General features: G+C 74.1%; 13 protein-coding genes. 11 read left to right on the forward strand and 2 right to left on the reverse strand.

The genetic code is table 11. The features are described from left to right. The first annotated feature begins 7 nt into the window (after nucleotides 1-7). The 4 genes from ACIPYS_RS19800 (at nucleotide 8) to ACIPYS_RS19815 (ending at nucleotide 2324) form a co-directional block, all read left to right on the forward strand. Entirely contained in the window at nucleotides 8-835 is an 828-nt protein-coding gene (locus ACIPYS_RS19800; protein ID WP_093858928.1) for a nucleotidyltransferase domain-containing protein, read from the forward strand. A 189-nt stretch (nucleotides 836-1024) separates the two neighbouring features. After that, entirely contained in the window at nucleotides 1025-1495 is a 471-nt protein-coding gene (locus ACIPYS_RS19805; protein ID WP_093858927.1) for a hypothetical protein, read from the forward strand. A gap of 269 nt (nucleotides 1496-1764) precedes the next feature. Beyond that, nucleotides 1765-2121 carry an ArsR/SmtB family transcription factor gene (locus tag ACIPYS_RS19810; protein ID WP_400747593.1) on the forward strand — a complete coding sequence of 119 codons (357 nt, stop codon included), beginning with the start codon at nucleotides 1765-1767 and terminating at the stop codon, nucleotides 2119-2121. Further along, entirely contained in the window at nucleotides 2118-2324 is a 207-nt protein-coding gene (locus ACIPYS_RS19815) for a DUF6126 family protein (RefSeq protein ID WP_400747595.1), read from the forward strand. The genes ACIPYS_RS19810 and ACIPYS_RS19815 overlap by 4 nt, the downstream gene beginning before the upstream one ends. Before the next feature lie 16 nt (nucleotides 2325-2340). Here the strand turns inward: ACIPYS_RS19815 and ACIPYS_RS19820 are convergent, their stop codons facing one another. Then, the gene (locus tag ACIPYS_RS19820; RefSeq protein ID WP_400747597.1) at nucleotides 2341-5298 is read right to left on the reverse strand and encodes a cytochrome P450; all 2958 of its coding nucleotides are present in this window, start codon (nucleotides 5296-5298) and stop codon (nucleotides 2341-2343) included. A 431-nt stretch (nucleotides 5299-5729) separates the two neighbouring features. On the opposite strand from ACIPYS_RS19820, the gene ACIPYS_RS19825 reads away from it, so the two are divergent. The 5 genes from ACIPYS_RS19825 to galE all read left to right on the forward strand — a co-directional run bounded on the left by ACIPYS_RS19825 (nucleotide 5730) and on the right by galE (nucleotide 11841). Continuing rightward, entirely contained in the window at nucleotides 5730-6509 is a 780-nt protein-coding gene (locus tag ACIPYS_RS19825; RefSeq protein ID WP_093858923.1) for a sigma 54 modulation/S30EA ribosomal C-terminal domain-containing protein, read from the forward strand. Between the two features lie 88 nt (nucleotides 6510-6597). Further along, nucleotides 6598-7134, forward strand: coding sequence for a hypothetical protein (locus ACIPYS_RS19830; RefSeq protein ID WP_400747600.1), 537 nt, complete (start codon nucleotides 6598-6600; stop codon nucleotides 7132-7134). A gap of 327 nt (nucleotides 7135-7461) precedes the next feature. Beyond that, a complete protein-coding gene (locus ACIPYS_RS19835; RefSeq protein WP_400747602.1) occupies nucleotides 7462-9840 on the forward strand; it encodes an RICIN domain-containing protein in 2379 nt (792 codons plus the stop codon). A gap of 105 nt (nucleotides 9841-9945) precedes the next feature. After that, a complete protein-coding gene (locus ACIPYS_RS19840) occupies nucleotides 9946-10647 on the forward strand; it encodes a hypothetical protein (RefSeq protein ID WP_400747604.1) in 702 nt (233 codons plus the stop codon). A gap of 174 nt (nucleotides 10648-10821) precedes the next feature. Beyond that, complete coding sequence (gene galE, locus ACIPYS_RS19845; protein WP_400747606.1) at nucleotides 10822-11841, forward strand: UDP-glucose 4-epimerase GalE; 1020 nt, start codon at nucleotides 10822-10824, stop codon at nucleotides 11839-11841. A gap of 82 nt (nucleotides 11842-11923) precedes the next feature. Here galE and ACIPYS_RS19850 read toward each other — a convergent pair whose 3' ends face one another. Beyond that, on the reverse strand, nucleotides 11924-12118 hold the full coding sequence (locus ACIPYS_RS19850; RefSeq protein WP_093858918.1) for an antitoxin: 195 nt from the start codon (nucleotides 12116-12118) through the stop codon (nucleotides 11924-11926). A 202-nt stretch (nucleotides 12119-12320) separates the two neighbouring features. Between ACIPYS_RS19850 and ACIPYS_RS19855 the strand changes: the two genes are divergently transcribed. Together ACIPYS_RS19855 and ACIPYS_RS19860 are read left to right on the forward strand one after the other, a co-directional pair. Next, complete coding sequence (locus tag ACIPYS_RS19855; RefSeq protein ID WP_400747609.1) at nucleotides 12321-12935, forward strand: DUF6542 domain-containing protein; 615 nt, start codon at nucleotides 12321-12323, stop codon at nucleotides 12933-12935. Further along, on the forward strand, nucleotides 12928-14271 hold the full coding sequence (locus tag ACIPYS_RS19860; RefSeq protein ID WP_400747611.1) for an LCP family protein: 1344 nt from the start codon (nucleotides 12928-12930) through the stop codon (nucleotides 14269-14271). The genes ACIPYS_RS19855 and ACIPYS_RS19860 overlap by 8 nt, the downstream gene beginning before the upstream one ends. The last annotated feature ends 93 nt before the right edge of the window (nucleotides 14272-14364 follow it).

The raw sequence follows: 14364 nt of genomic DNA on the forward strand, positions 1-14364 counted from the left end.
TGCCGCCGTGACTGTGCACCCTCTCGTACACGAGATCGCCGACGCCTACCTGACCCTGGTCGACGCCGCCGCACCCGGGCTGGTCGAGGGCCTCTACGTGGTCGGTTCGGCCGCGCTGGGGGACTTCCACCCGGCGCGGAGCGACATCGACTTCGTGGCCGTGTCCGCCGATCCGGTGACGGCGGCGCAGCTCGCGGGGCTGGAGCGCGCGCACGCCCGGCTGGCGGCCCGCTATCCGCGCCCCGCGTTCGACGGCCCCTATCTGACCTGGCACGAACTCGCGGGCCCGCCCACCCAGGCGGCGCCGGGACCGCAGGTGCTCGGGGGGACGGTCCGGCACCGGGTGAGAACCGACCGCACGCCGGTGCTCTGGCACACCCTGGCGCGGCACGGCGTCACGCTCTGTGGTCCACGGGCCCAGGAGCTGATGATCGACACCGCGCCGGGGGAGCTCGCGGTGTGGACGGCCGGGAGTCTGGAGGACTACTGGCGCCCGTGGCGGCGGCGTTCCTCGCGGCTGGCCTCGCGGGCGGGGTTGGCCCTTCTGGACGGGGCCGGCCCGGCCCACGGCGTGCTCGGGGTGAGCCGCGCGCACTTCACGCTGGCGACCGGGCGGATCGCCTCGAAGCGCGGGGCGGGCGAGTACGCCCGGGCGGTGTTCGACGAGCGCTGGTACCGGATCGTGGACGAGTGCCTGCGGATCCGGGACGGCGGACGGGGGCGCTCCCGCTATCCGAACCCGTTGACCCGGCGGGCCGACGCCCTCGCGTTCATGGACATGGCGATCGAGAGCGCCCAGCGGCTGAGTGCCGGCCGAGTGCCGTTGGGCGAGTAGTGATTCACGCCATCGAGGGCTGAGAATCACGCCATCGAAGGCCAGTTTCCAGTCTGATCATCAACTGTTCTGATCTTGGCCCTTTCTTGCATTGGAATCGCATGAAAGTCTTACGACATGCCACATGTGAAATGTCACATGTGGCCATGTTGATTCCTTGCAGTCAAAGAGAGAAGAGGAGGAGCGGACATGCGGATGAACCGACTCACCCTGACCGCGGCCGGGATCGTCGGCGCGGCTGCCCTGCTGGCCGTGCCGGCCGAGGCGAGTGCCGCCCAGACCGCCACCACGGGCATCATCGGCACCACCACCACCTGCGGTGCCTCCGGCCTGCAGGCCGGTCTGTCGACCCGGGTGTGCGCCGAGATCACCGGTGACAACGTCCAGCTGTACGGGCAGATCAGCCTGGCCGGCCCGCCGAGCCCCGGCACCCCGTGGCCGCAGACCGTCGAGCTGATCACCGGCCTGTCCGGTCAGGTCGTCGGCGGCGCGTCGCTCGGCTCGGTCAGCGGGTACACCCGCTTCACCGCCAGCACCGTGCAGGTGCGTGGCGTCGGCGGCACCGTTCCGTGCGGTTCCACCGTGCACGGCAGCTTCAGTGCCTCCGCCTACCCGTGGGGTCCCGTTCCGGTGACCGTCGACGTCGTGGTGCCGTGTTGATGACGCGCGCCCGGTAGGGCGGTGCGGGCCCGGGGCCAACGGTCCCGGGCCCGCACTGTTGCCTCCCCGCGGCGCGCCACGGTTCCCCACGGCTCGCCGCGTATCCCCGCGGCTGTCGGCTCCTCGGCGCCCCCGGCTTTCCCGCCGCTCTGCATCCGCTTTCCGTGTTCGGTGATGACGACTTGAAGAAATCTTCATCCGCAAGGATGATGCTTCACGCCGCCCGGCGGCCAACGAGCCCGTCCCCGACCCGCAGGAGAGAACGGACGATGCCGGTCCCGCTCTACCAGGCGAAAGCGGAGTTCTTCCGCACGCTCGGACACCCGGTCCGTATCCGCGTCCTGGAACTGCTCCAGAACGGACCGCGACCGGTGCGCGAGCTGCTGGCCGAGATCAGGATCGAGCCGTCCAATCTCTCCCAGCAGTTGTCCGTCCTGCGCCGTACCCAGCTGGTGACCGCGACCCGCGAGGGCAACACCGTCGTCTACGCCCTCAGCACACCGGACGTCGCCGAACTGCTGCGGGCCGCCCGGCGGATCCTGACCGAGCTGATCACCGACCAGGACGCGCTGCTCGGCGAGCTGCGCGGGCCCGAGGCCGCCGCGACCCCGGCGGGCCACCGATGAGCCCGGACGGCACCACCGGCCACGACGGCACCGCACCCGGTAGCGGTGCCGCGGGCGACGATGCCACCACGGGTCGGCGGGCGACGCTGGAGGAGAAGGCCCGGCGTCGGGCGATGCTGATCCGGGCGGGCATCTACATCTTCGCCACGCACCTGTTCGCCGGCTTCGTCCTGTTGCTGTTCGCCCTCGGCGACCGGAAGTGACCCGGCCCGCCCGGGATCAGCGCGCGGCGTCCCCGCCGGTGTAGCGCCGGCTGGTGCTGGTCCAGGCGTGGACGCCCTCGACGAGTTCCCGGGTGCCGTGGAGGTACCAGCCGCCCTCCGGGTGACGGAGCAGCAGCCGGCGGCGCAGCGACTCGCTCTCCGCGGTCAGCCGGGCGATCCTCGTGCCGACGGACCGCACCGCCCGCGCCCGGGTGCAGCCGCGGACCCGTTGCAGCGTGAGCACGGTGTTGAAGGCCGCGACCTGCTGGCGTTCCTCCCGGTCGGCCGAGTACAGGTCGTTGATCAGCGTCGCCGCATCGGCGGTGTTCGCGCGCAGGCGGTGCAGCGCCGGGTCCCGGTGCAGGGCGGCCGGTGCCTCGCCGCCGTGGACGTGCTCCAGTATGCCCATGAACGGATAGAGGCAGCTGGCGTGGCGGCGCAGCCGGACGGTCTCGGCGAGGTCGGGGTGGGTGCACGCGGCGCGGTGGGCGGTCTCGGCGAGGAAGGTCTCCAGGCAGGAGCGCCATTCGTCGGCGGTGCGTCGGCGCCACTCCGGTGACATGGGGGCGGTCTGGCGCTGCCACAGTTCCCGCCAGGCGTCGACCAGGTGGGGCTGGGGGCCGCCAGCCGGGACGGGGCGGCCGGCCACGACGGCGAGCAGCGGTGCGACGACGGCGCGGGCCGTGGCGGGGTCCCGTCCCGGCGGGCCGTCGAAGCGGTCGTCGAGGATGGTGAACCAGCCCAGGATGTCGATCAGCAGGTCCAGTTCCGCGCCGCGGGCGCGGGGGTAGGCGTGGCCGATCAGCTCGGGCAGCGCGAACGACTGGTAGCGGGCGAGGTCGGCCGGGGCGAGCAGGCCGTGGGCGAGCGCCCAGTCGTCGTGCCGGGCGGTGGCGGCGGTGAGTTCGGCCGGGGTTCGGGCCAATTCGGTGCCGGGCCGGAGGAGCGGACGGCGGGCCGTGCCGGTGCGGCCCGCCGGTCGGGCCCGCGGCGTGGTTCGGGGGGACGGCGCGGGCCGGGGGACGGCCGTTACGGGTCCGAGGAGGACGAGGCGCCGAGCGGTGCCCGGCCCAGGCGCGAGGGGCTCGCTGCCGGCGCCGCGAGGGCGCGGGCCCGTTCGGTCGGCGTTGCGCGAGACGCTGCGCGCCTCCGTGGCGCGCGAGTCGGAGGTACGCGGATCGGTGGCCCGCGAAGCCGTGCGGGCGACCGTCCGGGCGGCGGTCCGCAGCGCGGTGGTGTGCAGCGCCGCCGGGTACGACCGGCCGGGAGCGGACCGGGCCGACCGGCCGGGCAGCACCGTCGACCGTGCGGGCAGCAGGGTCGAGCGGCGCGGCCCGGCGATCGGCAGGCACCGGGCCGGCGCGTCGTCCCGGCCGCCCGGCGCCGGGGTGCGGCGCGAGCCGGGGGCGTGCGGCGCCCGGCTTCCGCCGCGCGGCGTGAGCCGCACCCGCAGGCCCTGGGCCTGGACGGTCGTCCAGACGACCTCGCGGGCCCGCGCGTCGGGGACGGCCGTCGGGTGCCAGCGCCGCAGGACGGCGGCGGCCGCCACGGTCAACTCGGCCCAGGCGAAGGCCTCGCCGATGCACTTGTGCTTGCCGGCGCCGAACGGGAGGAAGGCCTGCCGGGTCGCGGCGGTACCGCCGGTGCCCGTTCCCCCGGTCCCGTCGGGGTCGTACCAGCGGTCGGGGTCGAACCGGAGCGGGTCCGGGTGGAGGGCGGGGTCGCGGTGGATCGCGGTGAGGCTGTAGAGCAGTTCGGTGCCGGCCGGGATCCGGTAGGCGCCGAGCGTGACCGGGACGCGCGCGGTGCGCATCAGGAAGGCGTTCGGCGCGTGCAGCCGGACCACCTCCTGGGTGACGGCACGGGTGTAGGCGAGTCGGGCGAGCGCCTCCGGGGTGGGCACCGTCCCGGCCGGGAGGTGCTCGTCCAGTTCGGCCAGGACGCGGGCCTCGATGTGGGGGTGCCGGACCAGTTCGTCGATCAGCCAGGTCAGCGTGGTGGAGACGGTCTCGGTGCCGGCGCCGAACATGGTGATCGCCTCGGAGCGGACGTCCGCCTCGGTGAGCGGCCGTCCGGTGGCGGGGTCGACGGCGGCGCGCAGCAGGGCGGGCAGGGTGGGGCGCCGGGCCCCGCCCCCGGTCATCGGGCAGCCGCCCCCGGCCGCACCGGCGCCGGGCCCGACCGGCCCGCCGCGCAACGCCGGTCCGCCGGGTCCGCCGTGCTCGGCCGGTCCGCCGCGCGCGCCGTACCGGCCGCCGGGCGCGGTGCCGTTGACGGCCTGGTCGACGACGCGGTTGAGCACCCGGACGGCGGCGTCGAAGCGCCGGTTCACCGGCAGTGGCAGCCGGGCGAGCGCCGGGTGCGGGTAGAGGGACTGGACGATCTGTCCCTTCACCAGGTCGGGCAGGGCGCGGTGGAAGGCGAGGGTGGCGTCCTCGCTCAGCCGGGCGTCGAAGAGCGCGCGGGTGACGATCTCCAGCGCGAGGTGGTTCATCTCCTTGGCCACGTCGAGGACCTGGCCGGGGCGCCAGCGATCGGCCCGCTCCTCGGTGACCCGGTGCATGACCGCCAGGTAGTCGGCCATCCGGTCCGGGCCGAAGGCGGGCTGGATGATCCGGCGGCGGTCGCGGTGGGCGCGGCCCTCGGACATCAGCAGGCCGTCCCCGAAAGCCGTCCTCAGGGTGTCCTGGACGGCGCCGCGGGGGCAGTCGTGGGCGAGCGCGACGAGCAGCGTGTGCACGAGGCCGGCGTCGGTGACGACGCAGACGGTGCGCGGGCCGAGGCGGATCCGGACCACGTCGCCGTACCGGGAGAGGGAGCCGAGGAAGCCGAGCGGGTCCCGCAGCAGGGCCGGGGCGTGGCCGAGCCCGGGCAGTGCGCCGGGGGCGAGCGGGGGAACGACCGCTCGGCGGGGCCCTGCCGGGGGGGTTCTCGGCGGGGCGGGCGGTCTGCGGGTCTCGTTCGTCAGGATCATGACATCACCTCTCACCAGATGGACCGGGGAACGGACCGGTGGGACGGTCCGGCGCGACCGGTCGGTGTCGGACCGGTCGAACGGCCCGGCGTTGCGGTACCACCGGAGCCGCCGCCGCGACCGCCGGGTTCCGGGGGCCGGTCGACGCGGACCCCGCGCGCGCCGCTGCCAGAGGGCGCACGCCATGGGAAACGCGCCGGTCCCGTGAGCGTTGCGCCGTACCCGGGTTGATCACCCCATCGGTGGAGTGTCCTCAAGGTGTACGCGTGGCGTCCCGATGGGGCCGTCCGGACGGCCGTCGGCGACCCCGCCCGGGGGGCGGACCGTTCGGGTCCGCCCGGGTCGTCCTGCCTGGTGGGCAGGGCCTTTCGGCCCTCGGCGGGAGGGCGTGCACGGGTCCAGCATGGTGCCGAACCGAGGAGGATCCCCTGATGACCCGTCTGCGCCACCGGCCCGCCCTCGACGTCCGGGTGGAGATCCGGGGCGAACTGCCCCGCGAGGACGCGGAGTACGCCCGGAGCCGGTGCCTGGCGCTGATCGCGGACCTCGGGCCGGACGCGCACACCGCCCGGCTGCGGCTCACCCGGCCGCGGGACCGGTCGGTGACCAGGCCCGCCGTCGCCCAGGCCGCGCTGGACCTGGCGGGCGTGGGGCGGGTCCGGGTGGAACTGGCGGCGGTGACCGTCCGGGAGGCGGTCGACCTGGCGCTCGGCACTCTCGCCGGGCGCGCCGTCCGGCTGCGCGAGCTCGGCGACATCGGGCTGGCGACGGCGTACGAGAGCTCCTACCGTCCCCAGTACGCGCCGCGGCCGCTCGCCGAACGGCGGATCGTCCGGCGGAAGTCGGTGCTGCTGGTCCGGCACACGCCCGAGCAGGCGGTGCGCGAGATGCTGGCCCTCGACTACCGGTTCCACCTCTTCTCGGACGTGCTCACCGGCCAGGACAGCGTGGTCCACCGGACACCCGCGAGCGGGGGATTCCGGCTGGTACGGGCCCACTCCACGGCCCGGCTCGGCAGCTCGGGGCTGCCACTGACGGAGAGCGCGCACCCGGCTTCCCGGCTGGACGTCCTCGAAGCGGCCCGCCAACTCTGGCTGACCTGCTGGCCCTTCGTCTTCCACACCGATCCCGGTGACGGGCGCGGCCGGATCCTGTACCGCCGCTACGACGGCCACTATGGCTTGATCACGCCGATAGCGGACCCCTACTGACGGGCAGGTAATGATCGGCAAGGGCTGACCGGTACACGACCGACAACGGACGAGCACACCCTCACGCTCTGGACGGGGAACTGGGACCATGGACTGCGAAGAAGTCATGCTGACCGTCAGGATCGCGGCCGCCGAACGGGCCCTGCTGCGTGAACTCGCGCGTGGACACGGCGCCGACATGTCCGACGTCGCGGCGGACGGGCTGATCGACGTCGTCCCCAGTCTGCACGTCCTCCCGCTGTTCCCGGCCCGGCCGGAGCCGACGGTGCTGCCCGTCGCCCAGGGGATCGGGGCCGGGGCCGGGGCCGCGACAGGGCCCGAGGCGGCGCCGGGGCCGGGCCCGGGGGACGCGGACGTGCTGCGGCTGCTGCGGGTGCTGGCCCGGCCGGCGCCGTGCGCGGTCACCCTCTGGCTGCCGGCGCCGGTCGCCGATCTGCTCCCGCTGGTCGGCGAGCGGATCACGGCGGTGACCGGTCTGCGGATCGGCCCGGCGAGCGCCGCCCTGTCGGCCGCGCTCCGGTACTGGCTGGCGGGTGATCCGGGGCAGCTCGCGGCGGGCCTCGCCGCGCTGCACCGGCAGGGCAGCCCCGGTCTCGCCCCGCAGCGGCTCGACGTCGCGGCCTGAGACGGACTCGCTGCTTCCGAGGGCGTCCTACCGCTCACAAGGGCGTCCTACCGCTACGAGGGCGCCCCTGCTGCTTCCGAGGGCGTCCTGCCGCTCACGAGGGAGTCCTGCCGGTCCCGAGGCGCGCACCGGCCCCCGGGCGGGGCGCCGACGACGTGTCATCGACCGCGCCTCGAGTCCCGGCCGGACGCCCTCGTCCGCCCGCGCGAATTTCGAAAAGAGGTTTTTGTTATCCGGCCCGCCCGGGCCGGTCTCCGGAGTGTCGGAAGGTTCAGGCCATCACCCCGAGCGGTGGCCGGACCCTCGCACGAGGAGAGGAGTCACCCGATGGGGCACCGGAGCACGGAGCTCCGCCGTCGGCGGCGTCGACGGACGGGCAAGCGCACGGCACTGATCTCACTGGCGGTCGCGGCCGGACTGGTCGCGGGCGCGCTGGGCATCAGCACCGCCATGGAGTCGTCCGCGGTGCACGACACCGCCGCGGCGAGCGCGGTGGCGGGTTCGGCCGACGGGGTGGGCGGTGCCATGGCGGGCACGATCGCCGACGACGGCACGGGCGAGACCGGCACCGCCGAGAACGCCACCAGGGCCCCCGGGCCGAAGCGCGACCAGAAGGCCGCGCCGATCAAGGAGATACCCAAGGACCAGCCCGAACGCGGCCTGGTCTACGCCGGACTGAACCTGCCCGCCGGCGACCGCTGCGCCGGTTCGCTGGAGGTGACCGGCGGCGAGCTGTGCAGCCACGGCCCGGACGCGCCGCCGAAGGACGTGGACATCCGCAAGGACGTCCCGCCGGTGGCCGCTTCCGTCGCCCAGCCGGCCCCGCTGACGCCCCCGGCCGATGCCCAACCGCCCACCGCCGCGGACCTGGTGAAGGGTTCGATGCCGGTCCTGGACGCGGCGACCAAGACGCTGCTGGCCGACGCGGCCGGTGACCAGGTGGTCGCCGCCGCGCCCGCCGCCGGCGGCCAGGGCGTCGTCTGCGAGGGCGACGGCAGTGCCGGCAACCGGGTCCAGGTGGTCTACGCGCACACCCCGGGCAACGACCGGTTCGCCCAGTACCTGGCCTCCTTCAAGAAGTGGGCCGCCGACGTCGACGTCATCTACAACGCGAGCGCCCAGGAGACGGGTGGTGTCCGGCACGTCCGGTTCGTCACCGAATCCGACTGCTCCGCCTCGGTGTTGAACATCCAGGTGTCCGACGCGGAGATGGCCGACTTCAACACCAGCAACCGTGCGATCGCGGCCCAGGGCCTCAACCGCAAGGACCGCAAGTACATGATCTTCGCCGACGCCAAGGTGTACTGCGGCATCGGCACCTTCGCCGGCGACGAGCGGCCCGGCCAGGACAACCTGAGCAACTTCGGCCCCTCCTACGGCCGGACGGACTCGGGCTGCTGGGGCGGCCACACCGCCGCGCACGAACTCGGCCACAACCTGGGCGCGGTGAGCAACAGCGCGCCCAACTCCAGCAAGGGCGGCCACTGCGTCGACGAGTGGGACATCATGTGCTACTCGGACACCCCGTACTACCCGGCGATGCGCACGGTCTGCCCGGACAACGCCAGTGACATGCGCCTGGACTGCCGGCACGACGACTACTACCACACCGACCCGGCGCCGGGCAGCTACCTCGCCACCCACTGGAACGTCGCCAACAACCGCTTCCTGATCGCCGGCGGCGGCACCGGGCCGACGCCCGACCCGACGAAGAGCCCGACCGGCTCGCCCACCCCGACGAACTCGCCGACCCGCAGCCCGTCGCCCACCGCGACCGGCGGCACCCCGACGCCCACCGGCACGCCGACCGCGACCGGTTCGCCCACCGCGGGGCCGACCGCCACCAACAGCGCCTCGCCGACCGCGAGCCCGACCGGCACCCCGAGCCCGACCGGCTCTCCGACCGGCACCGGTACCCCGACGCCGACCGGCACCCCGACCTCCACCGGTACGCCGAGTCCCACCGGATCGACCACCCCGAGCCCGACCCCGACCCCGACCGCCTCGCCCACCGGCGGCACCGGCCCGGCCATGACGGTCAGTCAGGTCACCCAGACCTCGGCCGTGTTGAGCTGGCCCGCGGTGAAGGGCGCGAACGGGTACGACGTGCTGCTGAACGGCCAGACGATCGGCACCGTCCGGGCGACCGTGGTCGGCGTGGTCCGGCTCGCGCCCGACACCGCCTACTCCGTCGCGGTGGCCGTCCGGGACGCCGCCGGAGCGGTCTCCAAGCCGGGTCGCGCGGCCTCCTTCCGCACGGCCGCCGACGCCGGGAAGCCGCAGCCCGGGACCCGCTACAGCCTGCTGAACGGCCTCACCGGCCAGGCCGCCGACCTCTGGGGCAGCTCGCTCAACGACGGCACGGTGGCCATCGCCTACCAGCGCACCGGTTACGCCAACCAGAAGTGGACCTTCGAGGACAGCGGCGCGGGCACGCTGCGGATCAAGTCCGTCCGCTCGGAGAAGTGCCTGCAGCTCGGCGGCAACCCGGTCGCCGGACAGTACGTCGCGCAGCGCCCCTGCTCGGACGCGGCCGGGCAGAAGTGGCGGGTCAGCTCCGCCGGCGGTGCGGTCGTCCTGACCGCCGACGGTTCCGAGCTCGTCCTCGGTGCCGGCAAGCGCTGGTACTACGGCGGTTGGCTGCTGGAGCTGCAGAAGCCGAACGGCCAGACCTACCAGAGCTGGAACCTGCAGAAGACCACCTGACGTCCGGGGTTCGACCCCCGATCCCCGGACCCGAGCCGGGTGCGGCCGCCGCTGACGCAGTGGCGGCCGCACCCGGCCCGTTCCACTTCACCAGGAAGACCCGCGATGTCCCGCACCCGTCAGTCCCTCGCCGCTCTGGCCCTCGCCGGGGCGGTCGTGCTCGCCCCCGCCGCAGTCCCCGCCGCCGCGCACGGGGACACCGTCCACCTGGAGGTGTCCGGCCAGGACGGCGGGCACGTGACCACCGTCGCCACCTGGGAGAACGACCACGACCCGGTCACCGAGCAGTTCGCCGGGACGCTCTCCGCCACCTCCGCCGACGGCCGGGCGGCCGGACCGTGGCGGCTGGTCGCCGTGCCGGGGCGGCCGGGTACCTACACCACACGGGAGTTCCTGCCGGCCGGGCACTGGCGGATCGTGGTGGACTGCGCGTTCCCCTCGCTCGGGCACGGTGAGCGCGAACTCGACGTCGAGACGGCCGTGATCTCCGACCCGACGCTGCCGACGCCCACCGGTCCGGGCACGGCGGGTCCCGGCACGGTGGGTCCGGGCACGGCAGGCCCGGGTACCCACGGTCCCACGGTCCGGCCGACGGCGGCGGGCACGGCTCCCGACCCCGCCGGCACCCGGACCCCGCCGGGTGCCGCCTCCGCCTCCGACGCCACTGCGGCCGCCGCCCGAGCGGACGGGTCCGAGGGGTCCGACGGGTCCGATCTCGGCACCTGGGCCGCCGTGGGCACCGCCGTGGTCGCAGTCGCCCTGGTCGGCACCGGCCTCGTCCTGCGCCGCCGGGCCCGCCGTTCCTGAGCCGCCGTTCCCGGTCCGCCGGGCCCGCCGTTCCCGAGCCGCCGTCCCCGAGTCGACCCCGGCCCGGCGGCACCCCGGCGATCCGCCGCCGGGAACCGCCGGGTGCGAACTGCTCGTCCTCCCCGCAACGGGCGTCACGGGGCGTCCGTCATGAGGCGAGGGAGCATGCGGATCGTGCGAAAGGTACTGATCACCGGCGGGGCAGGATTCATCGGAAGCACCGTGGCGTCCGCGTTGCTGGACGCGGGCATCACCCCGGTCGTCCTCGACGACCTCTCCAAGGGCCGGGCCGAGTTCGTCGAGGGCCGGGAGTTCTACCGGGGGGACATCGCGGACGCGGCGCTGGTCGACCGGATCTTCGCGGAGCACCCCGACATCGACGCGACGCTGCACTGCGCCGCCCGGATCGTCGTCCCCGAGTCGGTCGCGCGCCCGCTGTTCTACTACCGGGAGAACGTCGGCAAGACCGTCGAACTGCTGGAGTCGCTCCAGCGCAACGGCTGCACCCGGGTGGTCTTCAGCAGCTCCGCCTCCATCTACCGCCCCACCCCGACCGGCCGGGTCGACGAGAGCTGCCCGGTCGACGGGAGCAGCCCGTACGCGCGCACCAAGCAGATGATGGAGCAGGTGCTCCAGGACTGGACCCGGGGGGCCGACGCCGACGGGACGCGGGTCGTCGCGCTGCGCTACTTCAACCCGATCGGCGCCGACCCGCGGCTGCGGACCGGTCTCCAGGACCTCGCGCCGAGCCACGCGCTCGGCAAGCTGATCGAGGCGCACGTCAGCGGTACCCCGTTCACCATCACCGGTGTCGACTGGGACACCCGGGACGGCTCGGGGATCCGGGACTACATCCACGTCCAGGACGTCGCCGACGCCCACGTCGCCGCGCTGGTCCGGTTCGACGAGGTGGTCCGGCCCGGGGCCGAGGACCGCTATCGGGTCGTCAACATCGGTACCGGTGACGGCACCACGGTCCGCGAGCTGGTCGAGGCCTTCGAGCAGGCGATCGGCGAGAAGCTGGACGTCCGGGAGGCGGAGCCGCGCCCCGGGGACGTGCTCGGCTGCTACAGCGACGTGACGGCGGCGCGCGAACTGCTCGGCTGGGAGCCGCGCCGGAGCATCGCGGAGGGCGTCCGGGACGCGCTCGCGTGGCGCGCCCGCTGGATCGAGCGCCTGGCCACGACCGTCTGACGGCCGGCCGAGCGCGGCCCGTCCCGCCCCGGACCCGGCCGGTCCGGGGCGGGGTCCGGGCGGGGACGGTCCGCGCCGGGCGTTACTTGGGCTCGTCCAGGCCGTTGACGAAGTCCTTGGCCTTGCCCGTGGCGGTCTCGATGTGCCCGCTGTACTTGCCGTCCGTCCTGTCGTCGACGATCCCGGCGACCTTGTCCAGTCCCTGGGTGACGGCTCCGCTGTGCTCGCGGGCGAGGTCGGTGGCCTTGTCGGCGAGGTTCTTGAGGTGCTCGAACATGATGGTCCTTCTGTTCGTTCCGCCCGGTTCGTGTTCATCCTAGCCGCCCCTGACCTGCCGTTTTCCCGGCCGGGAGACACCGTGGTGGTGAGGTGGCGGGTGAGGCCGGGGTGAATTCGCGGGGACGGGTTTGTATGCTGCACTCTTGCTCTACAGCATTGTAGAAGTTCACCGGAGGGGCACCACGGAAGGGGTGTGGGGAATGGTCGGGCAACACGCGAGAGGCGCGGGAGGATCGGCCCCGCCGCCCCGCCCCGGTGGCACGGCGGTGGTCCTGCTGGCCGCGACCGGGCTGCCGCTGGCCGGCGCGGTCGCCGGGGAGCTGACCGGGAACGGCGGCGGTCCGCTCCTCGCCGTCGGTGCCGTTCTGGGAACCGGCGTCGCGGCGGCCCGCTGCACCCGCCCCGGGCGCTGGTGGGTCGTCATCGCCGCGCCGCCCGTGGTCCTGGTCGCCAGGGCCGGCACCGCCTGGGCCACCGCCACCGCATCCGACGCCGGATCCGATGCCGCACAGGGCAAGGCGCTCGCCTCGGCGGCGGTGCGCTGGGTGGTCGACGCCTTCCCGGTGATGGCGCTGGCCCTGGTCGTGGCGCTGTCGGTGGTCGCCGGACGAGCGGCCCTCGCGGCCCGGTCGGCCCGCACCCGCCCGACCGCGACCGCGACCGCAAGCGGGAGCGGGGCCGGGAGCGCGAGCCGGGTCCCGAGCCCGCGCCCACGTACGGTTCCGGCCCCCGGCCCGGCCCGGGTCACCCCCACCCCCACCCCGGCCGCGGTCCCCGCCGGCCGGACCGCTGACCGGAGGCGTCGTCATGGCTGAGCCCCGCACCGGGCCGTTGACCGTCGTCGGCCGGGTGCTCGCCGGCACCCTCTCGGTGGTCGTCCTCGGCACGAGCGGCCTGGTCTGGTACGAGTACCGGCAGCTCGACAGCGGCATGGTGAAGTCGGGCGCGCTCACCGAGGCCCGGAAGAACGCGCCGCCGCACCTCGACAAGTCCGTCAACCTGCTGCTCATCGGCCTCGACAGCCGCAAGGACATGGACGGCAACGATCTGCCGAAGGAGTTCGTCGAGGAGGAACTGCACGCCGGCTCCAGCGAGATCGGCGGGTACAACACCAACGCGCTGATCGTCCTGCACATACCGGCGAACGGGGGCAAGGTGACGGCGCTGTCCGTCCCGCGCGACGACTACGTGCAGACCGTCGGCGCGGACGGGAAGATGCACAAGATCAAGGAGGCGTACGGCATCGCCAAGGGCGCCGCCGAGCAGAAGCTGAGCGGCAAGGGGCTGTCGAAGCCGGAGCTGGAACGGCAGAGCCGGGAAGCCGGGCGGGCCGCGACCGTCCAGACCGTCCAGTCCTTCCTGGACATCCCGATCGACCACTTCGCGGAGGTGAACCTGATCGGCTTCTACGACATCGCCAAGGCCGTCGAGCCGATCCAGGTCTGCCTCAACAGCCCGGTCGACGACCCGATCGTGGCCCGGACGGAGACCCGCGAGGGCGGCGGGACGGGGCTGCGGCTCCCGGCCGGTGTCAGCTCGCTCGACGCCCGGCAGGCACTGTCGTTCGTCCGTCAGCGCCACCACCTCAAGAACGGTGACCTGGACCGGACCCACCGGCAGCAGGCCTTCATCTCCTCCGTCGTCTACAAGTTGAAGCAGGACGGCGTGGTCGGCGACCTCGGCCGGCTCCAGCGGCTGTTCGACGCGGTGAAGAAGGACGTCGTCATCGACGACCGTTGGAACGTCCTGGACTTCGCCCAGCAGGCGCCCAACCTGACCGGTGGCAATGTGGAGTTCAACACGCTGCCGATCACCGGGTTCAAGAACATCGGCGGTCAGGAGGTCAACACCGTCGACCCGGTCCAGATCAAGCGGATCGTCAAGCAGCTGTTCGGCCACGAGGTCCCACCGGAGGCCGCGCCCTCCGCCTCCGGAGAGCAGGTCGCGCCCGTCGTACCGGCGGCGTTCGCGGCGCCCGTCGCCACCCGGACGACGACTCCGGCCGCGCCCCGCTCCACGCACTCCCCACGCGCCGGGAGCCCGTCCGCATCACCGGAGGCCCCGTCGACCGGACCCACTGCCGAGCCGACGCCCGACCTTCCCATGCAGGGCCCCGCGGTGAAGGCCGGGGGCATCCCCTGCGTGGACTGAACCCGAGGCGCCGTCCCATGACAGCGAGCCCGTGCCGGGCCTTCCGCCCGGCACGGGCTCGCTGTCGGTCGTTGTCCGAGGACGGGGCGGGAG

Source organism: Kitasatospora sp. NPDC089913 (assembly GCF_044748625.1).
Taxonomy (GTDB): Bacteria; Actinomycetota; Actinomycetes; order Streptomycetales; family Streptomycetaceae; genus Kitasatospora.

Excerpts from the sequence above, each read along its gene's own strand:
- ACIPYS_RS19860 (WP_400747611.1), top strand. The coding sequence starts at position 12,928 with ATGGCTGAGCCCCGCACCGGGCCGTTGACCGTCGTCGGCCGGGTGCTC.
- ACIPYS_RS19805 (WP_093858927.1), top strand. The coding sequence starts at position 1,025 with ATGCGGATGAACCGACTCACCCTGACCGCGGCCGGGATCGTCGGCGCG.
- ACIPYS_RS19850 (WP_093858918.1), bottom strand. The coding sequence starts at position 12,118 with ATGTTCGAGCACCTCAAGAACCTCGCCGACAAGGCCACCGACCTCGCC.
- ACIPYS_RS19825 (WP_093858923.1), top strand. The coding sequence starts at position 5,730 with ATGACCCGTCTGCGCCACCGGCCCGCCCTCGACGTCCGGGTGGAGATC.
- ACIPYS_RS19830 (WP_400747600.1), top strand. The coding sequence starts at position 6,598 with ATGGACTGCGAAGAAGTCATGCTGACCGTCAGGATCGCGGCCGCCGAA.
- ACIPYS_RS19810 (WP_400747593.1), top strand. The coding sequence starts at position 1,765 with ATGCCGGTCCCGCTCTACCAGGCGAAAGCGGAGTTCTTCCGCACGCTC.
- ACIPYS_RS19855 (WP_400747609.1), top strand. The coding sequence starts at position 12,321 with ATGGTCGGGCAACACGCGAGAGGCGCGGGAGGATCGGCCCCGCCGCCC.
- ACIPYS_RS19840 (WP_400747604.1), top strand. The coding sequence starts at position 9,946 with ATGTCCCGCACCCGTCAGTCCCTCGCCGCTCTGGCCCTCGCCGGGGCG.
- ACIPYS_RS19835 (WP_400747602.1), top strand. The coding sequence starts at position 7,462 with ATGGGGCACCGGAGCACGGAGCTCCGCCGTCGGCGGCGTCGACGGACG.
- ACIPYS_RS19815 (WP_400747595.1), top strand. The coding sequence starts at position 2,118 with ATGAGCCCGGACGGCACCACCGGCCACGACGGCACCGCACCCGGTAGC.
- ACIPYS_RS19820 (WP_400747597.1), bottom strand. The coding sequence starts at position 5,298 with ATGATCCTGACGAACGAGACCCGCAGACCGCCCGCCCCGCCGAGAACC.